Source organism: Pseudomonas sp. HMSC057H01 (genome assembly GCF_001836405.1).
Taxonomy (GTDB): domain Bacteria; phylum Pseudomonadota; class Gammaproteobacteria; order Pseudomonadales; family Pseudomonadaceae; genus Pseudomonas; species Pseudomonas aeruginosa.
In genome coordinates, this window is record NZ_KV828379.1 from 32,151 (window position 1) to 51,312 (window position 19,162).

Below are 19,162 nucleotides of genomic sequence, written 5' to 3' on the forward strand. Positions count from 1 at the left end.
GAAGCGCCGGCGGCCTGCCCCGTCGGCGCTTTTTTCTTGCCCGCCAGAAAGCCTCAGGCGCTGCGCGGCCTGCGCCGGACCAGATCGGCGCGCAGGGCCAGCAACAGGCAAAGACCGACCAGCACCAGCAATGCCCAGCGCAGGCCGATCTCGTGGGCCAGCAGGCCGATCAGCGGCGGCCCCATCAGCAGTCCGCCATACCCCACGGTAGAGACGGCGGCGACCCCGATCACCGGATCGATGCCCGGCTGGTTGCCGGCGGCGCTGATCACGATCGGCACCATCACCGACAGCCCCAGGCCAACCACCCCGAAACCGGCGATGCTCAGCGCCGGCCAGGGGCTGAACAGCGCTACCAGCATGCCCAGCGTGGCCAGCGAACCCAGGCCGCGCAGCAATGGCGCATCGTCGATGCGTCCGCGCAGGCGGTCGCCGAACAGGCGCCCCACCACCATCGCCGCGGAAAACGCCGCGAAGCCCAGCGCCGCCACCCGCTCGGAAGCATCCAGAACGCTGTGCAGGAACAGCGCGCTCCAGTCAGCCACGCCGCCCTCGGAAACGAACGCGCAGAGAATCAGCAGGCCCAGGCCGAGCAAGGCCCGCGGCGGCAAGGTGAAGCCGCCGCCCTTGCGCGCGCCCGCCTTGCTCGGGTCCGGCGGAAGCAACGCGCGTACGAAGAATGGCAGGCTCAGCAGGCCGAGTGCGGTGAGAATGAGGAAATGCCAGAACGGCGTCAGTCCGGCCAGGGCCGCGGCGCTCAACGCACCGACCAAGCAGCCGAGGCTGTACATGCCATGCAGCATGGACATGCAGGGCTTGCCGAGCAGGCGCTCGACATCCACCGCCTGGATGTTCATCGCCACGTCCATCCCGGCGAAGCTCACGCCCAGCACGTAGAAGGCCAGGGCCAGTTGCCACCAGCCCTGGCTCAGGCCGAGCAGCGGAAACACCAGCAGCATGATCAGGCAACCGCCGATCACTACGCTGCGACTGCCGATGCGCTGGACCAGAAAACCGCTCAACGGGAACGCCGTGAGCGCGCCGACCCCGACGCCGAGCAGGGCCTGGCCGAGCGCGCGCTCGTCCAGCTGGGTCTGCTCCTTGAGCGCCGGGATGCGTCCCATCAGGTTGCCGATGACCAGCCCGGCCATGGCGAAGAAATAGATGCAAGCCAGGCGACCCTGGCGAGGATTGACTTCCGACATGGAGGCTCCCGGTTTCCTTGCTGGTTTCTCCGGACAAAAAAGAAACCCCGCACAAGGCGGGGCTCTTCGTCGGATGCGCGGATCAGGCGTTGGCTTTGGCCGCCGCGTCCTTGACCAGGGTCTGCAGTTCGCCCTTCTCGAACATCTCGGCGAGGATGTCGCTGCCGCCGACCAGTTCGCCATTGACCCACAGCTGCGGGAAGGTCGGCCAGTTCGCGTACTTCGGCAGGTTGGCGCGGATTTCCGGGTTCTGCAGGATGTCGACGTAGGCGAACTTCTCGCCACAGGCCATCAGCACCTGGGCCGCGCGCGAGGAGAAACCGCACTGCGGGGCGTTCGGCGAACCCTTCATGTACAGCAGGATGGGGTTGTTGGCGATCTGCTCTTTAATGGTTTCGATGATGTCCATGGCTTACCTCAACAGGAACGTTTCGACACGGTAACTCGGCAAATAATGACCGGTATTGTATCGGAAAGCCTAGCGCGACGCTCGGCTTTACTCTCGCGTTCCGTCGACCCGCTCAGGCCGCTTCCACCTCCACCGGCAGGCCGTTGAGCGCGGCGTTGCCCGACAGCAGGTCGAGATGACGCTCGTCGGTCAGGTCGTTGGCGCTGGCGCCGGCCTGGGCGCGGGCGATCGCCAGTTGCACGCCGGGCCGCGCGTGGCCCCAGCCGTGCGGCAGGCTGACCACCCCGGGCATCATCTCGCTGCTCGCCGCCACCTCCACCTCGACGCTGCCGACCCGCGAGCGCACCCGCACCCGCTGCCCGTCGACCAGGCCGCGACCCTCCAGGTCGCGCGGGTGCATCAGCAACTGGTGACGCGGCTTGCCCTTCACCAGGCGATGGTAGTTGTGCATCCAGGAATTGTTGCTGCGCACGTGGCGTCGTCCGATCAGCAGCAACTGGTCGGACGCAGGCAGTGGCTGTGCGGCGAAGCGTTGCAGGTCGTCGACGAACAGCGGCGGCGCGGCCTGGATGCGCTGGCCGACGGTCTTCAGGCGCGGCGCCAGGTTCGGCCGCAGCGGCCCGAGGTCGATGCCGTGGGGATGTTCGCGCAGAGTGGCCAGGCTCAGCCTGTGCTCGGAACGGTCGCCGTAGGCGCCAGCGCGCAGGCCGAGGTCGATCATCTGCTGCGGCTCCAGGGTCGGTTTCAGCTCCAGGCCGTTGCGCGCGGCGAAGGCCCGCGCCAGGCCGACGAAGATCTCCCAGTCGTGCAGCGCACCCTCGGGACGCGGCAGCACGGCCTCGTTGAAACGGGTCACGTTACGCACGGCGAAGACGTTGAAGGTGGTGTCGTAGTGATCGTGCTCCAGCGGCGCGGTGGGCGGCAGGATGAGATCGGCGTAGCGGGTCGTCTCGTTGATGTAGAGGTCGATGCTGAGCATGAACTCCAGGCCGTCCAGGGCCTGTTCGAGCCGCCTTCCGTTGGGCGTGGACAGCACCGGGTTACCGGCTACCGTGACCAGCGCGCGCACCTGCCCCTCGCCTTCGCCGAGGATTTCTTCCGCCAATGCCGCCACCGGCAGTTCGCCGCCATATTCCGGCAGCCCCGAGACGCGGCTGCGCCAACGGCCGAAGTGGCCACCCGAGGTACTCGCCACCAGGTCCAGGGCCGGCGAGGTGCACAGCGCGCCACCGACCCGGTCGAGGTTGCCGGTGACCAGGTTGATCAGTTGCACCAGCCACTGGCAGAGCGTGCCGAAAGCCTGGGTGGAAACGCCCATCCGGCCATAGCAGACCGCCCGTTCGGCGGCGGCGAAATCCCGCGCCAGTTGGCGAATGCTTTCGGCCGGCACGCCACAGCGCACGCTCATGGACTCGGCGTCGAAGACCGCGACCGCCTCGCGCACCCGCTCCAGCCCGTCGACCGGCAGCGGCGTGGGGCGACCGAGGTTCTCCTCGAACAGGGTGTTGAGTATCCCGAGCAACAGCGCCGCATCCTGGCCGGGACGAATGAACAGGTGCCGGTCGGCGATAGCCGCGGTCTCGCTGCGCCGGGGATCGACCACCACCAGCCGGCCGCCGCGGGCCTTCAGCGCCTTCAGGCGCTTCTCCACGTCCGGCACGGTCATGATGCTGCCGTTGGACGCCAGCGGGTTGCCGCCGAGCACCAGCATGAAGTCGGTGTGGTCGATGTCGGGGATCGGGATCAACAAACCATGGCCGTACATCTGCTGGCTGACCAGGTGATGCGGCAACTGGTCGACGGAAGTCGCGGAGAAGCGGTTGCGCGTTTTCAGCAGGCCGAGGAAGTAGTTGCTATGGGTCATCAGGCCGTAGTTGTGCACGCTCGGATTGCCCTGGTAGACCGCCACCGCATCGTTGCCATGGCGCTCGCGGATCTCGCCGAGGCGGCTGGCCACCAGCGCGAAGGCCTCGTCCCAGCCGATCGGCTGCCACTCGCTGCCGACCCGGCGCAACGGCTGGCGCAGGCGGTCGGGGTCGTCCTGGATGTCCTGCAGGGCCACCGCCTTGGGACAGACATGGCCGCGGCTGAAGCTGTCCTGCGGGTCGCCCTTGATCGAGCGGATCCGCGGCACGCCGCCCTCGTCGCTCTCGGTCTCGATGGCGAGCCCGCAGATGGCCTCGCAGAGATGGCACGCACGGTAGTGGAGGGTCTTGCTCATGGCTCGCCTCTTCATTGTCGTCGCCGGCCGCCGCGGCCCGGCGCGTACGCGAGGACCAGACGACCGGTCTAGTCGTCGAATCGGCACTATGCGGCGCCTTCCGCCGCCGCGCCAGCAGCGTCAGTCGGCTGAATCGCCAGGCATCAGGCTGGCCGATGGGCGCGGTAGAGGGGAAGCGTGCCGTTTGTCCGGCTGTCAACTATCCACCTGGGAATTCCGGCGCGGCGAAAGCCGGTGCTAAACCTTGTCTCTTCGAGTCCGCCCCTGTCCGACAAGACCAATAAAGCGTGGAGACCGCATGACCGACGACCACTCCTTCCGCCCTCGCCCCACCTCGTTGTCAGCCGCCCTGCTGCTGGGCGCCTGGATCGCCCAGCCGGCCACGGCCGCCTATGTCGAAGCCGGTCGGCCCGGCGATCCGGCCAGTTGGCGCTCCGCCGAATACCAGCAGGACTGGGGCCTGGAACGGATGCGGGCCGACCAGGCCTATGCCGCCGGCATCGACGGCCAGGGCGTGAAGATCGGCGAGATGGACTCCGGTTTCGACCCGAGCCATCCGGATACCCCCGCCTCGCGCTACCAGCCGGTGACGGCCAGCGGCACCTATGTCGACGGCACGCCGTTCAGCGTCAGCGGCGCGATGAACGGCAACAACGACTCCCACGGCACCCACGTCGGCGGCACCCTCGGTGCCTCGCGCGACGGCGTCGGCATGCACGGGGTGGCCTACGCGGCACAGGTGTACGTCGCCAACACCAACCAGAACGACAGCTTCCTGTTCGGCCCGACGCCCGACCCGAACTATTTCAAGGCCGCCTACCAGGCGCTGGCCGACGCCGGGGTGCGGGCGATCAACAACAGTTGGGGCAGCCAGCCCAAGGACGTCAGCTACGAGACCCTCGACGGCCTGCACGCCGCCTATGCCCAGCACTACGGGCGCTCCACCTGGCTGGACGCCGCCGCCGGCGTCTCCCGCCAGGGCGTGATCAACGTCTTCAGCGCCGGCAACAGCGGCTACGCCAACGCCAGCGTGCGCTCCGCCCTGCCCTACTTCCAGCCGGACCTGGAAGGCCACTGGCTGGCCGTGTCCGGCCTCGACCAGCAGAACGGCCAGCGCTACAACCGCTGCGGCATCGCCAAGTACTGGTGCATCACCACGCCCGGCCGCCTGATCAACAGCACCATGCCCGGCGGCGGCTACGCCAACAAGTCCGGTACCTCGATGGCCGCGCCCCACGCCACCGGCGCGCTGGCCCTGGTCATGCAGCGCTATCCGTACCTGAACAACGAGCAGGCGCTGCAGGTTCTGCTGACCACCGCCACCCAGCTCGACGGCACGCCGACCGGCGCCCCCACCGACACCGTCGGCTGGGGCGTGCCGGATCTCGGTCGGGCGATGCATGGGCCTGGACAATTGCTCGGCCGCTTCGAGGCCAACCTCCCGGCCGGCCTGCGCGACGAATGGAGCAACCCGATTTCCGATAGCGCCCTGCTCCAGCGCCAGGCCGAGGACGCCGCCGAGCACGCGGCCTGGCAGCGGACGCTGAAGGACAAGGGCTGGGAAAACGGCTTGCCAGCCGGCGCCAGCCAGCAGGAACGCACCGACTATGCCATCGGCATGGCCCGCGACCAGGCCGCCGCCCAGCGCCAGTACCAGGGCAGCCTGGTCAAGGCCGGTGCCGGCAGCCTGGTCCTGAGCGGCGACAGCACCTATCGCGGGCCGACCCTGGTCGATGGCGGGCTGCTCAGCGTCGACGGTTCGCTGCTGTCCGCCGTCGAAGTCAATGCCGGCGGCACCCTCGGCGGCAGCGGCAGGATCGGCGGCCTGCTGGCGCGCTCCGGCGGCACGGTGGCCGCGGGCAACTCCATCGGCACCCTGGAGGTCGCCGGGGACCTGCGCTTCGAATCCGGCTCGACCTACGCGGTGGAGCTTTCGGAAAGCGCCAGCGACCGGATCGTCGCCAGCGGCAAGGCGAGCATCGCGGGCGGCAATGTCACCCTGGCCATGGAAAACAGCCCCGACCTGCTCAGCCAGTCCCAGGTCGAGAGCCTGGTCGGCCGCCGCTACGACATCCTCGACGCCGCCGGCGGCATCGACGGGCGCTTCGACGCGGTATTGCCGAACTACCTGTTCCTCGGCGGCACCCTGGACTACGCGGCCAACGCCATCCGCCTGGATATCGGACGCAACGGCACGGCCCTCGCCAGCGTCGCGCAGACGCCCAACCAGGCGGCGGTCGCTGGTGCCGTGGAAGCGCTCGGCGCCGGCAACCCGGTCTACGAAAGCCTGCTCCTGTCGGAAAACGCCGCAACCGCCCAACGGGCCTTCCAACAATTGTCCGGGGAAATCTACCCGGCGCTCGCCGGCCTGTTGCTCAACGACAGCCGCTATCTGCGTGACAGCGTCGGCGAACGCCTGCGCCAGGCCAGCGACGGCGAGGCCGGCAGGGAGGCTCCCGAAGGCTGGTTCAAGGCGCTCGGTTCCTGGGGCAAGAGCGCCGATGGCAGCCACGGCAGCGAAGGCTACCGGCATTCGGTCGGCGGCTTCCTGCTCGGCGTCGACAGCCAGGTCGCCAGCGACACGCGCCTCGGCCTGGTGGCCGGCTACAGCAACAGCTCGCTGAACATGGACAGCAGCCTGCAATCCTCCGCCAGCATCGACAGCTACCACCTCGGCGCCTACCTCGGCCGGCAATTGCAGCAATGGCGCCTGAGCCTCGGCGCGGCGCACGCCTGGCACCGCGCCGAGGTCAAGCGCGACCTGCAATACGGCGCCGTGGCCGGCAAGCAGAAGGCCAAGCTCGACGCACAGAGCAGCCAGTTGTTCGCCGAGGCCGCCTACGCGCTGGGCTGGCGCAGCCTGGAGCTGGAACCCTTCGCCGGGCTGGCCTACGTGCACGTCGCCAGCGATGACTTCCGCGAACGCGGTAGTGCCGCGGCCCTGGAGGGTGGCGACGACAACCTGGACGCCGCCTTCACCACCCTGGGCCTGCGCGCGAAACGGCATTTCGAGCTGGATGCCGAACGCCGCCTGGCGCTCTCCGGCACCCTCGGCTGGCGCCACAACCTGAGCGACACCACCCCGCAACGCCACCTGGCGTTCGCCAGCGGCAGCCAGCCATTCAACGTGGAAAGCGTGGCCCTGTCCCGCGACGCCGCGCTGCTCGGCGTCGACGCCAGCCTCGCGGTGAATCGCGAAGTGAGCGTGCGGCTGGGCTACAACGGCCTGCTGGGCAGCCGCGAGAAGGACCATGGCGTCGGACTGGCCGTCGACTGGCGTTTCTGACTTCGGTTACGAGGGCATGCCAGCCGTTGGATGGGTTCCGGCGGGCGGCAAGGGGAAAAAGCCACTTCATTGCCCTCGGTCACGAAACCGCTGCAAATATGAGAAAAAGACCTAACTAAAGGATTCATGCGAAATGCATAGCGCTATACTGTCCATCCAGCGCTGTACTATCCCTTCCAGCGCTGATCGCGACCCGGTGCCCGCACCACCGTGCCGCACGAGCCCCGGAGATCCGCACCTCCGGGGCTCACCTTTTGCTCCTCTCGCGCCCTCCTTCCCCGGCTGAGCCCCTCCCCCTGCAAATCCGCGACGAATGGCCGCAATCCGGCAATCCGATGAACGAGCGGCCGAACGGCGGGCGCCCAGGCTGCCTGCGCATAGTCGCGGAACGGGTCAGGCCTGGCGGAAGATGATCATGCCGAACAGCACCGCCAGGGCGCTGAGGAACGACAACCCGGTTTGCCCCAGGACCATCAGGATCGCGGCCGCCGCCGTGCTCAGCGCATGCCAGCCCCAGAGCAGGCACGACAGGTTGAGGACGATGCCGGCCAGGGCCAGGTGACGCTTGCGGCTGCGCCTGAGCAGGCCGGCCAGGCCCAGCACCAGGCCGCAGGTCGATACCGCGAAGACCGCCAGCAAGGCGGCGAACAGGCCGAGCAGATGGTTCTCGTCGCTGAGGTCGATCCGCTCGCCGAGCGCCAGCGCCATCACCACCAGCGCGATGGCGACCCCGGCCAGGGCGAGGAACAGCGACAGGCCGCCCAGCCGCGATTGGCGCAATGGCCGTGCCGGCGGCGCGGCGGCGAGTGTTTCTCCCGTGTGCATGCTCGACCTCCCTGGTCCGAAACCCGCCTCCTCCATGAAGGCATTCGGGCGCGCACAGCATAAAGCGTCGCCCCGCCCAACCGATAGATCGACGAGGCGGGACTTTGGCGGCGGGACAACCGCGAAGACCGGGGAAAAACCCCGTAACCCGCGCCTTCCAAGCCCCTCCTTGTGTTTCCGCGACATTTCCTTATAAGATCGCGCCTTCCCCTATTTTCCCGCACGTTGCGGTCCCGCCGCAGGTCCAGTCCCGTTTTCTCTCGCGAAAGCCGGCCAGTGCCTCGGCCAGCAGTAAAAATAAAAGGTAGTCAGCGATGAGCGTACGGCACTTTCTCTCGTTTATGGATTACAGCCCCGAAGAGCTGATCGGTCTGATCCGCCGCGGCAGCGAGCTGAAGGACCTGCGCAACCGAGGCGTGCTCTACGAGCCTCTGAAGAGCCGGGTCCTGGGCATGGTCTTCGAGAAGGCTTCGACCCGTACCCGCCTGTCCTTCGAAGCCGGGATGATCCAGCTCGGCGGCCAGGCGATCTTCCTCTCCCCGCGCGACACCCAGCTCGGCCGCGGCGAGCCGATCGGCGACAGCGCCCGGGTCATGTCGCGGATGCTCGACGGCGTGATGATCCGCACCTTCGCCCACGCCACCCTGACGGAATTCGCCGCGCACTCGAAGGTGCCGGTGATCAACGGCCTGTCCGACGACCTGCACCCCTGCCAGTTGCTCGCCGACATGCAGACCTTCCACGAGCACCGCGGCAGCATCCAGGGCAAGACCGTGGCCTGGATCGGCGACGGCAACAACATGTGCAACAGCTATATAGAAGCGGCGCTGAAGTTCGACTTCCAGCTGCGCGTGGCCTGCCCCGAGGGCTACGAGCCGAAGGCCGAGTTCGTCGCCCTTGCCGGCGACCGCCTGCGCGTCGTCCGCGACCCGCGCGAGGCGGTGGCCGGCGCGCACCTGGTGAGCACCGACGTGTGGGCCTCGATGGGCCAGGAAGACGAAGCCGCCGCGCGCATCGCCCTGTTCCGTCCCTACCAGGTGAACGCCGCGTTGCTCGATGGGGCCGCCGACGATGTACTATTCATGCACTGCCTGCCGGCCCACCGCGGCGAGGAAATCAGCGAAGAGTTGCTGGACGACCCGCGCTCGGTAGCCTGGGACCAGGCAGAGAACCGTCTGCACGCGCAGAAGGCCCTCCTCGAATTGCTGATCGAACACGCCCATTACGCCTGAGCCCATGAGCCACGACCTGCTGCTGAACCTGAAAGATCTCGCCTGCGGCTACGCCTCGCAGAAAGTGGTGCAGGACCTCGACCTGCACCTCAATGCCGGAGACATCGGCTGCCTGCTGGGTCCTTCGGGATGCGGCAAGACCACCACCCTGCGCGCCATCGCCGGCTTCGAGCCGGTGCTGGCCGGGCAGATCGAGCTGGGCGGCGAAGTCATCTCGCGTCCCGGCTTCACCCTGGCGCCGGAGAAACGCCGGATCGGCATGGTGTTCCAGGACTACGCGCTGTTCCCGCATCTCAGCGTGGCCGACAATGTCGGCTTCGGCATCCGCAAGCATCCACAACGCGAGCGCCTGGTGCGCGAGCTTCTGGAGCTGGTCAAGCTCGACCACCTCGCCGCGCGCCACCCCCACGAACTCTCCGGCGGCCAGCAACAACGGGTGGCCCTGGCCCGCGCGCTGGCGCCCGAACCGCTGTTGCTGCTGCTCGACGAACCCTTCTCCAACCTCGACGTGGAACTGCGCCGCAGCCTCAGCCAGGAGGTTCGCGAGATCCTCAAGGCACGCGGCACCAGCGCGATCCTGGTGACCCACGACCAGGAAGAAGCCTTCGCCGTCTGCGACCACATCGGCGTGTTCAAGGAAGGTCACCTGGAACAGTGGGACACCCCCTACAACCTCTACCACGAGCCGCTGACGCCCTTCGTCGCCAGCTTCGTCGGCCAGGGCTACTTCATTCGCGGCCAGTTGCTCAGCCCCGATACGGTGCAGACCGAACTCGGCGTGATCCGCGGCAATCGCGCCTACAGCCTGCCTTCCGGCAGCGCGGTAGACGTCCTGCTGCGCCCGGACGACCTGGTGCACGCGCCGCAGGGCGAGCTGAAGGCGCGGATCGTCGGCAAGACCTTCCTCGGCGCCGCCACCCTGTACCGCCTGCAATTACCCACCGGTACCCAGCTGGAATCGATCTTCCCCAGCCATGCCGACCACCAGCCGGGCGATGACGTCGGTATCCGCGTCGCCGCCGACCACCTGGTGGTGTTCGCCGCCCGGGGCAGCGTCGCCGCGCACCTCGCTCCCGTCCAGGCCTGATACCTCGGCGCCGTTCGGTCGGCGGCGCCTTTCCCTATCGACCGCATAGGTGGAGCCGGACGTCTCCAGCCCCTACAATCGCCCGACGATTCGAGGAGCCTGAACGATGCTGATGGTGATTTCCCCCGCCAAGACCCTGGACTACGAGACCCCGCCGGTCACCCACCGCTTCACCCAGCCGCAATACCTGGACCACGCCCAGGAACTGATCCAGCAACTGCGCCAGCTCACCCCGCTGCAGATCAGCGAACTGATGAAGCTTTCCGACAAGCTCGCCGGCCTGAATGCCGCTCGCTACGCCAGCTGGCATCCGGAGTTCACCCCGGAGAACGCCAAGCAGGCGTTGCTCGCCTTCAAGGGCGATGTCTACACCGGCCTCAACGCGGAAGACTTCGGCGAGGACGATTTCGCCTTCGCCCAGGATCACCTGTGCATGCTCTCCGGTCTCTACGGCGTGCTGCGCCCGCTCGACCTCATGCAGCCCTATCGACTGGAAATGGGCACCCGCCTGGCCAACGCCCGTGGCAAGGATCTCTACGCCTTCTGGGGCGAGCGTATCAGCCAGTGGCTGAACGAAGCGCTGGCCGCCCAGGGCGACGACGTGCTGCTCAACCTGGCTTCCAACGAGTACTTCGGCGCGGTGAAGCGCAAGGCGCTGCAAGCGCGGGTCATCGACACCGAGTTCAAGGACCTGAAGAACGGCCAGTACAAGATCATCAGCTTCTACGCCAAGAAGGCTCGCGGCATGATGGCTCGCTACGTGATCCGCGAGCGCCTGCGCGACCCGGCCGGGCTGAAGGACTTCAACGCCCACGGCTATTACTTCAGCGCCGAGCAGTCCGGCCCGGATCAGCTGGTATTCCTCAGGGACGCCCCGCAAGACTGACCTCCCCCGGCCCGCCGCCCTGGCGGGCCGCTCCTCTTTCGGCACGCCGACGCCTCCTGGCGCTACCGTTCGTCCCTCCGACACCCCTGCTGCGTCGCCTTTCTCCCCGGAAAAGCCCTTGTGGCGAATAGGCCTACTCAACCGTTCGTCTGCAAGTCATGCGGAACTGCATCACATTTTTTCACGCCCAGCCCACAGACTTTTCCCCAATTCAAGGCGGAAATGCCATCTCCGGCGTAATCCATTGGCCATTACCAGCCTCCCGCCATTACATGCAAATTACGATTGCAAAGTGCATGGATCGAAGATTAAGGAATCCTTAAGGTTTGCTTAAGTCGGTAAAAGCGGCTTCTGTTTCATTCCGGTGACTCGGAACTTTCAGCCGCCATGCATTCTGCAACTAGTGGCCATTGGCAGGCATTTAACGGAAAGGCCATCAAGTTGGTATCAAGTGATATCAAACGGATATTTCCAAATATTTCGCGAGCGGGACAAACGGCCGGAACTTCCCTCGCAGAGAAAACATCCTATCACCGCGATGCCTATCGATAGTTATGGGCAGAGCAACTTGAAACCGTCTCGAATAATCGGACTCCGCTCCGAGGGACAAACTCAACCTGTTGAAATTAAAGGCCTTTAGAAACTTGAATTCTATGGACCGAACTAAAACGAAGCATCCAAGGTCGGGTTATGCACCGTTATTGAAACCCACCTGAAACATTAAAGGGCATGAACTTATAACTTGCCCTATTAGAGTGCCGAACAACTAAGCACTCTATTCGAAACTGCCTGAAGGCGGATCAAGGGCTCTGGATCGGGGCTCGTAGTAACGGCTCGCCAGATAGGGAAGTGGCCATACGGCCACCTCATTAACGGCGCGACAAACAATCGAGGTGAATGCGATGCGAATCAGCATCTTTGGTTTGGGCTATGTCGGTGCAGTATGTGCTGGCTGCCTGTCGGCACGCGGTCATGAAGTCATTGGTGTGGATGTCTCCAGCACCAAGATCGACCTGATCAACCAGGGCAAGTCGCCCATCGTCGAACCGGGCCTGGAAGCGTTGTTGCAGCAAGGCCGGCAGACCGGACGGCTGTCGGGCACCACCGATTTCAAGAAGGCCGTGCTGGACTCCGACGTATCGTTCATCTGCGTCGGCACGCCGAGCAAGAAGAACGGCGACCTGGACCTGGGCTACATCGAGACCGTCTGCCGCGAGATCGGCTTCGCCATCCGCGAGAAGTCCGAACGCCACACCGTGGTGGTGCGCAGCACCGTACTGCCGGGCACCGTCAACAACGTGGTGATCCCGCTGATCGAGGACTGCTCGGGCAAGAAGGCCGGGGTCGACTTCGGCGTCGGCACCAACCCCGAATTCCTCCGCGAGAGCACCGCGATCAAGGACTACGACTTCCCGCCGATGACCGTGATCGGCGAACTGGACAAGCAGACCGGCGACCTTCTCGAGGAAATCTACCGCGAGCTGGACGCGCCGATCATCCGCAAGACCGTCGAGGTCGCCGAGATGATCAAGTACACCTGCAACGTCTGGCACGCCGCCAAGGTCACCTTCGCCAACGAGATCGGCAACATCGCCAAGGCGGTCGGCGTCGACGGCCGCGAGGTGATGGACGTGATCTGCCAGGACCACAAGCTCAACCTGTCGCGCTACTACATGCGTCCCGGCTTCGCCTTCGGCGGCTCCTGCCTGCCCAAGGATGTACGCGCCCTCACCTATCGCGCCAGCCAGCTGGACGTCGAGCACCCGATGCTCGGTTCGTTGATGCGCAGCAACTCCAACCAGGTGCAGAAGGCCTTCGATCTCATCACCAGCCACGACACCCGCAAGGTCGGCCTGCTCGGCCTGTCGTTCAAGGCCGGCACCGACGATTTGCGCGAAAGCCCGCTGGTGGAGCTGGCCGAGATGCTCATCGGCAAGGGCTACGAGTTGCGCATCTTCGACCGCAACGTCGAATACGCGCGTGTCCACGGGGCCAACAAGGAATACATCGAGTCGAAGATCCCGCACGTCTCCTCACTGCTGGTCTCCGACCTCGACGAAGTGGTGGCGAGTTCCGATGTGCTGGTGCTGGGCAATGGCGACGAGCTGTTCGTCGACCTGGTGAACAAGACCCCGAGCGGCAAGAAGCTGGTCGACCTGGTGGGCTTCATGCCGCACACCACCACTGCCCAGGCCGAGGGCATCTGCTGGTAGCGGGCCGCCCCCTGGCCCCGTGAGCCGGTAAAGAACCTCTTTATCGCCCTCGGACCGAAGGCCGTCTCCGCGGCGTGCGCCATAACAACAACAAGCGCACGCCGGCGTCGAGGCCAAGGTCCCCAGCCCGATGGAACTGATGATGGAAACTTACAAACGTGGCCTCGCCGAAGCCACCGGCTGGCTGGTGTTCCTCAGCCTGCTGATGGTGCTCGCGCTGGCAGTGCCGAAGACCGTGTTCGACGCCGACTCCAAGGATTTCATCCTGCTTATCGGCGCCGTCGGCATCTGGCGCTACTCCATGGGCGGCGTGCACTTCCTGCGCGGCATGCTGTTCCTCCACGTGGTCTACCCGTACTACCGCCGGCACGTGCGCCAGTTGGGCAGCGCGGCCGACCCGTCGCACGTGTTCCTGATGGTCACCAGTTTCCGCATCGACGCCCTGACCACTGCCATGGTCTATCGCTCGGTGATCCGCGAAGCCATCGACAGCGGCTACCCGACCACCGTGGTCTGCTCCATCGTCGAGATGTCCGACGAGGTCCTGGTCCGTTCTCTGTGGGAGAAGATGAACCCGCCGGACCGGGTCAGCCTCGACTTCGTGCGGATTCCCGGCACCGGCAAGCGCGACGGCCTGGCCTATGGCTTCCGCGCGATTTCCCGGCACCTGCCGGACGACGACGCGGTGGTCGCGGTGATCGACGGCGACACCGTGCTCGACCACGGCGTGGTGAAGAAGACCGTGCCCTGGTTCAAGCTCTTCCCCAACGTCGGCGGCCTCACCACCAATGAATTCTGCGAAGTGCAGGGCGGCTACGTGATGAGCGAGTGGCACAAGCTGCGCTTCGCCCAGCGCCACATCAACATGTGCTCGATGGCCCTGTCCAAGCGCGTGCTGACCATGACCGGACGGATGTCGGTGTTCCGCGCCCGGGTGGTGACCAACCCCGAGTTCATCACCGACGTCGAGAACGACCACCTGGAGCACTGGCGCCTGGGTCGCTTCAAGTTCCTCACCGGTGACGACAAGTCCAGCTGGTTCAGCCTGATGCGCCTGGGCTACGACACCTTCTACGTGCCCGACGCGGCGATCAACACGGTCGAGCACCCGCCGGAGAAGAGCTTCATCAAGGCCAGCCGCAAGCTGATGTACCGCTGGTACGGCAACAACCTGCGGCAGAACTCGCGCGCGCTCAAGCTCGGCGCGCGGCGCCTGGGCTGGTTCACCATGCTGGTGCTGTTCGACCAGCGCGTCTCGATGTGGACCAGCCTGCTCGGCCTGGTGGTGGCGATCCTCGCCAGCCTCAAGTACAGCATCGCCTTCCTGCTGGTGTACCTGCTCTGGATCGGCCTCACCCGCCTGGTGCTGACCCTGCTCCTCTCGCTGTCCGGGCACCGCATCGGCCCGGCCTATCCGCTGATCCTCTATTACAACCAGATCGTCGGCGCGCTGGTGAAGATCTACGTGTTCTTCCGCCTCGACCGGCAGTCCTGGACCCGCCAGCCGACCAAGCTGGAGCGCGGCCTGGCCAGCTTCCAGCGCTGGTTCAACGCCTGGTCGTCGCGGGCCATGACCTTCTCTGCCGCCAGCATCTTCGTCGCCGTGCTGCTGACCATCGTATGACCACCGAATCGACTACGGACAACGCCAGGGCCGCGGCCCGCGCGCAAATCGACCCAGATTGGACCGAACAGGACCCGACACCATGAATACAGCCGTCAACGTCAACGTCGTGCACGAATCCGAAGCCCAGCGCCAGTTCGCCCGGGTCAAGCTGCCGGCGCGCATCCGCTACATCGGCGCCAACCGCGAAGGCGTCGACGCACGCCTGCTGGATCTCTCCGCCGGCGGCTTCGCCTTCACCGCGAGCGGCGCGCCGATCCAGCCAGGCGACCTGTACAAGGGCAAGCTGCTGTTCCAGGTCGACAGCATCAGCTTTTCCCTCGAAGTGGAGTTCCAGGTGCGCTCGGTGGACCCCGCCAGCCGCCGCGTCGGCTGCGAGTTCCAGAACCTCAAGCCGCGCGAGGTGGCGGCCCTGCGCTACCTGATCACCTCCTACCTGGCCGGCGAGGTGATCGGCGTCGGCGACATGCTCAATACCCTCCAGCGCGAGAACTTCACCAAGGCCCGCAAGCAGGGCGGCGGCAACGGCGGGATGGGCTTCTTCGGCCGGGTCCGGGCGGTGACCCTGAGCACCGCGATCTTCGTCGTCGGGGTCGGCGCCTTCGCCTTCATCCTCAACCAGATGTACAACCTGTACTTCGTCACCCATGCCGATTCCGGCGTGGTCAGCGTCCCCAACCAGCAGATCACCATGCCCCGCGAGGGCACCGTGCAGAGCCTTCTCGGGCCCAACGCGGAAGTCGCCAAAGGCGCGCCGATCGCTACCTTCTCGGCCAACCTGCTGGACATGCTCAAGGGCAACCTGACCGAGGAGCAGCTCAACCCGGGCAACATCGAGAAGCTCTTCGGCCACCAGATGAAAGGGACCCTGACCAGCCCCTGCGACTGCCGCGTAGTCCAGCAACTGGTAGCCGACGGGCAATACGCCAACAAGGGCCAGGTGATCTTCACCCTCGCCCCGCGCGACAGCGTGGCCAGCATCGAGGCGCGCTTCCCCTACCGCAACGCCGCCGAGCTGGCGCCGGGCACCCGGGTGAACTTCCAGGTCGCCGGCGACGGCGTCAACCGCAGCGGCCGCATCGTCAACACCGCGCCGGTGGACGGCGACCTGTCCTCGGAAATCCGCGTGCAGATCCAGCCCGACCAGCCGCTCGACGCCCAGTACGCCGGCCGCCCGGCCGAGGTCAGCATCGGCGGCCTGCCCGGCCGCACCCTGCTGAACAAGGCCGTGACCCTGGCCACCGCTCGCTGACCGGTACCCGACCATGAAGATGCCCATCCTCCCTCCCCTGCCCCTGGCGTCCCGGCACCTGCTGCTGGCCTCGGCCATCGCCCTGGCCGCCGGCTGCGCCGGGCTGCCCGACCAGCGCCTGGCCCAGGAGGCCCTGGAGCGCGGCGACCTCGCCACCGCCCAGAGCAACTACCAGGCCCTGGCCGCAATGGGTTACGCCGACGCCCAGGTCGGCCTCGCCGACATGCAGGTCGCCAGCGGCGACAGCGCCCAGCAGGCCAAGGCCGAAAAGCTCTACCGCGAGGCCGCGCAGACCTCGCCGCGGGCCCGCGCGCGCCTTGGCAAGTGGCTGGCTGCCAAGCCCGGCGCCAGCGACGCCGAGCACCGCGAGGCCGAGCGCCTGCTCAGCCAGGCCTTCGAACAGGGCGAGGACAGTGCCCTGGTGCCGCTCATCGTGCTCTACCTGCAATACCCGCAGTCCTGGCCGGAAATCGACCCGCAGCAGCGCATCGACCAGTGGCGCGCGCGCGGACTGCCGCAGGCCGACCTGGCGCAGATCATCCTCTACCGCACCCAGGGCACCTACGCCCAGCACCTGGGCGAGATCGAGCAGGTCTGCCAGCGCTGGCTGCGGCGCATGGACGTGTGCTGGTACGAACTGGCCACGGTCTACCAGATGCAGGGCAACGCGGAAAAGCAGAAGGCCCTGCTCGAACAGCTGCGCGCCGCCTACAAGGCCGGCCGGGTGCCCGGCGAGCGGGTCGACTCGGTGGCCGGGGTGCTCGCCGACGGCGAACTCGGCCAGCCCGACCCGCAGACCGCCCAGGCGCTGCTGGAAGAGATCGCGCCGAGCTACCCCGCGGCCTGGGTCAGCCTGGCCAAGCTGCTCTACGACTATCCCGACCAGGGCGACCTGGAAAAGATGCTCGGCTACCTGAAGAACGCCCAGGACGCCGCCCAGCCACGCGCCGAACTGCTCCTCGGGCGCCTCTACTACGACGGCAAGTGGGCGCCGCAGGACCCGCGCAAGGCCGAGCGGCACCTGCTCAAGGCCGCCGCCAGCGAACCCCAGGCCAACTACTACCTGGGGCAGATCTACCGCCGCGGCTTCCTCGGCAAGGTCTATCCGCAGAAGGCCGTCGACCACCTGATCCTCGCCGCCCGCGCCGGCCAGGCCAGCGCCGACATGGCCCTGGCCCAGCTCTGGTCGCAGGGCCGCGGCATCCAGCCGAACCGGGTCAACGCCTACGTCTTCGGCCAGCTCGCCGTGCAGCAGCAGGTACCGCAGGCCAGCGACCTGCTCGGGCAGATCGAAGCGCAACTGCCGCCGGCCGAACGCAGCCAGGCGCAGCAATTGCTCAAGCGCGAACAACAGAGCCGCGGCAACAACTGGCAGGCCACCGTCAGCCTGCTGCAGAGCCAGGACTCGCCGATCAACGAAGAAGAGCCAGAAAGCCTATGAACAGCTCCCGTTCCGTCAACCCGCGGCCGTCCTTCGCGCCGCGCGCCCTGTCCCTGGCCATCGCCCTGCTGCTCGGCGCGCCGGCGTTCGCCGCCAACAGCGGCGAGGCGCCGAAGAACTTCGGCCTGGACGTGAAGATCACCGGCGAATCGGAAAACGATCGCGACCTCGGCACCGCTCCCGGCGGCACCCTCAACGACATCGGTATCGACCTGCGGCCCTGGGCCTTCGGCCAGTGGGGCGACTGGAGCGCCTACTTCATGGGCCAGGCGGTGGCCGCCACCGACACCATCGAGACCGACACCCTGCAATCGGACACCGACGACGGCAACAACAGCCGCAACGACGGTCGCGAGCCGGACAAGAGCTACCTCGCCGCACGCGAATTCTGGGTCGACTACGCCGGCCTCACCGCCTACCCCGGCGAGCACCTGCGCTTCGGCCGCCAGCGCCTGCGGGAAGACAGCGGCCAGTGGCAGGACACCAACATCGAGGCGCTGAACTGGAGCTTCGAGACCACCCTGCTCAACGCCCATGCCGGGGTCGCCCAGCGTTTCAACGAATACCGCACCGACCTCGACGAACTGGCTCCGGAGGACAAGGACCGCACCCATGTGTTCGGCGACATCTCCACCCAGTGGGCGCCGCACCACCGCATCGGCGTGCGCATCCACCACGCCGACGACAGCGGCCACCTGCGCCGCCCCGGCGAGGAAGTCGACAACCTCGACAAGACCTATACCGGCCAGCTCACCTGGCTCGGCATCGAGGCTACCGGCGATGCCTACAACTATCGTTCGAGCATGCCGCTGAACTACTGGGCCAGCGCCACCTGGCTGACCGGCGACCGCGACAACCTGACCACCACCACGGTCGACGACCGGCGCATCGCCACCGGCAAGCAGAGCGGCGACGTCAATGCCTTCGGCGTCGACCTCGGCCTGCGCTGGAACATCGACGAGCAATGGAAGGCCGGCGTCGGCTACGCCCGCGGCAGCGGCGGTGGCAAGGACGGCGAGGAGCAGTTCCAGCAGACCGGGCTGGAGAGCAATCGCTCCAACTTCACCGGCACCCGCTCGCGCGTGCACCGCTTCGGCGAAGCCTTCCGCGGCGAACTGAGCAACCTCCAGGCAGCCACCCTGTTCGGCTCCTGGCAACTGCGCGAGGACTACGACGCGAGCCTGGTCTACCACAAGTTCTGGCGCGTCGACGACGACTCCGACATCGGCACCAGCGGCATCAACGCCGCCCTGCAACCGGGCGAGAAGGACATCGGCCAGGAACTCGACCTGGTGGTGACCAAGTACTTCAAGCAAGGCCTGCTGCCGGCCTCGATGAGCCAGTACGTCGACGAGCCCTCGGCGCTGATCCGCTTCCGCGGCGGCCTGTTCAAGCCGGGCGACGCCTACGGGCCGGGCACCGACTCGACCATGCACCGCGCCTTCGTCGACTTCATCTGGCGCTTCTGAGCCCCGCGAGGA

At 66.7% G+C, this 19,162-nt stretch carries 13 protein-coding genes; 9 read left to right on the forward strand and 4 right to left on the reverse strand.

Features of this window, described 5'->3' with window-relative positions:
* Positions 1-53: 53 nt before the first annotated feature.
* The 3 genes from HMPREF2581_RS00630 to HMPREF2581_RS00640 all read right to left on the reverse strand — a co-directional run bounded on the left by HMPREF2581_RS00630 (position 54) and on the right by HMPREF2581_RS00640 (position 3,835).
* Positions 54-1,205 carry an MFS transporter gene (locus tag HMPREF2581_RS00630; protein ID WP_003104266.1) on the reverse strand — a complete coding sequence of 384 codons (1,152 nt, stop codon included), beginning with the start codon at positions 1,203-1,205 and terminating at the stop codon, positions 54-56.
* An 82-nt stretch (positions 1,206-1,287) separates the two neighbouring features.
* Entirely contained in the window at positions 1,288-1,614 is a 327-nt protein-coding gene (gene grxD / locus HMPREF2581_RS00635) for a Grx4 family monothiol glutaredoxin (protein WP_003092082.1), read from the reverse strand.
* A 112-nt stretch (positions 1,615-1,726) separates the two neighbouring features.
* Complete coding sequence (locus tag HMPREF2581_RS00640) at positions 1,727-3,835, reverse strand: molybdopterin oxidoreductase family protein (RefSeq protein WP_003138110.1); 2,109 nt, start codon at positions 3,833-3,835, stop codon at positions 1,727-1,729.
* 298 nt (positions 3,836-4,133) lie between these two features.
* On the opposite strand from HMPREF2581_RS00640, the gene HMPREF2581_RS00645 reads away from it, so the two are divergent.
* Positions 4,134-7,121 (forward strand): autotransporter serine peptidase EprS, encoded by a 2,988-nt coding sequence (locus tag HMPREF2581_RS00645; RefSeq protein WP_003138109.1) that lies wholly within the window; start codon positions 4,134-4,136, stop codon positions 7,119-7,121.
* 393 nt (positions 7,122-7,514) lie between these two features.
* Here the strand turns inward: HMPREF2581_RS00645 and HMPREF2581_RS00650 are convergent, their stop codons facing one another.
* Complete coding sequence (locus HMPREF2581_RS00650; protein WP_016254274.1) at positions 7,515-7,946, reverse strand: hypothetical protein; 432 nt, start codon at positions 7,944-7,946, stop codon at positions 7,515-7,517.
* A 314-nt stretch (positions 7,947-8,260) separates the two neighbouring features.
* Between HMPREF2581_RS00650 and argF the strand changes: the two genes are divergently transcribed.
* The 8 genes from argF (at position 8,261) to algE (ending at position 19,150) form a co-directional block, all read left to right on the forward strand.
* Entirely contained in the window at positions 8,261-9,178 is a 918-nt protein-coding gene (gene argF / locus HMPREF2581_RS00655) for an ornithine carbamoyltransferase (RefSeq protein ID WP_003092090.1), read from the forward strand.
* Between the two features lie 4 nt (positions 9,179-9,182).
* The gene (locus HMPREF2581_RS00660) at positions 9,183-10,265 is read left to right on the forward strand and encodes an ABC transporter ATP-binding protein (protein ID WP_003092092.1); all 1,083 of its coding nucleotides are present in this window, start codon (positions 9,183-9,185) and stop codon (positions 10,263-10,265) included.
* A 106-nt stretch (positions 10,266-10,371) separates the two neighbouring features.
* Positions 10,372-11,151, forward strand: coding sequence for a peroxide stress protein YaaA (yaaA, locus tag HMPREF2581_RS00665; RefSeq protein ID WP_003138105.1), 780 nt, complete (start codon positions 10,372-10,374; stop codon positions 11,149-11,151).
* Positions 11,152-12,053: 902 nt separating this feature from the next.
* Positions 12,054-13,364: a GDP-mannose 6-dehydrogenase gene (gene algD, locus HMPREF2581_RS00670; RefSeq protein WP_003110461.1), complete on the forward strand. Its 1,311-nt coding sequence runs from the start codon at positions 12,054-12,056 to the stop codon at positions 13,362-13,364.
* A 139-nt stretch (positions 13,365-13,503) separates the two neighbouring features.
* Entirely contained in the window at positions 13,504-14,988 is a 1,485-nt protein-coding gene (gene alg8, locus HMPREF2581_RS00675) for a mannuronan synthase (RefSeq protein ID WP_003138103.1), read from the forward strand.
* A gap of 82 nt (positions 14,989-15,070) precedes the next feature.
* The gene (alg44, locus tag HMPREF2581_RS00680) at positions 15,071-16,240 is read left to right on the forward strand and encodes an alginate biosynthesis protein Alg44 (protein WP_003092101.1); all 1,170 of its coding nucleotides are present in this window, start codon (positions 15,071-15,073) and stop codon (positions 16,238-16,240) included.
* A 13-nt stretch (positions 16,241-16,253) separates the two neighbouring features.
* On the forward strand, positions 16,254-17,681 hold the full coding sequence (gene algK / locus HMPREF2581_RS00685) for an alginate biosynthesis TPR repeat lipoprotein AlgK (RefSeq protein ID WP_003110463.1): 1,428 nt from the start codon (positions 16,254-16,256) through the stop codon (positions 17,679-17,681).
* Positions 17,678-19,150, forward strand: coding sequence for an outer membrane porin AlgE (gene algE, locus HMPREF2581_RS00690; RefSeq protein ID WP_003138101.1), 1,473 nt, complete (start codon positions 17,678-17,680; stop codon positions 19,148-19,150). The genes algK and algE overlap by 4 nt, the downstream gene beginning before the upstream one ends.
* Positions 19,151-19,162: the final 12 nt, after the last annotated feature.

Bases quoted from the DNA above. Each gene is read 5' to 3' on its own strand.
- HMPREF2581_RS00650 (WP_016254274.1), bottom strand. From the start codon at position 7,946: ATGCACACGGGAGAAACACTCGCCGCCGCGCCGCCGGCACGGCCATTG.
- argF (WP_003092090.1), top strand. From the start codon at position 8,261: ATGAGCGTACGGCACTTTCTCTCGTTTATGGATTACAGCCCCGAAGAG.
- yaaA (WP_003138105.1), top strand. From the start codon at position 10,372: ATGCTGATGGTGATTTCCCCCGCCAAGACCCTGGACTACGAGACCCCG.
- alg8 (WP_003138103.1), top strand. From the start codon at position 13,504: ATGATGGAAACTTACAAACGTGGCCTCGCCGAAGCCACCGGCTGGCTG.
- HMPREF2581_RS00645 (WP_003138109.1), top strand. From the start codon at position 4,134: ATGACCGACGACCACTCCTTCCGCCCTCGCCCCACCTCGTTGTCAGCC.
- HMPREF2581_RS00630 (WP_003104266.1), bottom strand. From the start codon at position 1,205: ATGTCGGAAGTCAATCCTCGCCAGGGTCGCCTGGCTTGCATCTATTTC.
- alg44 (WP_003092101.1), top strand. From the start codon at position 15,071: ATGAATACAGCCGTCAACGTCAACGTCGTGCACGAATCCGAAGCCCAG.
- grxD (WP_003092082.1), bottom strand. From the start codon at position 1,614: ATGGACATCATCGAAACCATTAAAGAGCAGATCGCCAACAACCCCATC.
- algD (WP_003110461.1), top strand. From the start codon at position 12,054: ATGCGAATCAGCATCTTTGGTTTGGGCTATGTCGGTGCAGTATGTGCT.
- HMPREF2581_RS00660 (WP_003092092.1), top strand. From the start codon at position 9,183: ATGAGCCACGACCTGCTGCTGAACCTGAAAGATCTCGCCTGCGGCTAC.
- algK (WP_003110463.1), top strand. From the start codon at position 16,254: ATGAAGATGCCCATCCTCCCTCCCCTGCCCCTGGCGTCCCGGCACCTG.
- algE (WP_003138101.1), top strand. From the start codon at position 17,678: ATGAACAGCTCCCGTTCCGTCAACCCGCGGCCGTCCTTCGCGCCGCGC.
- HMPREF2581_RS00640 (WP_003138110.1), bottom strand. From the start codon at position 3,835: ATGAGCAAGACCCTCCACTACCGTGCGTGCCATCTCTGCGAGGCCATC.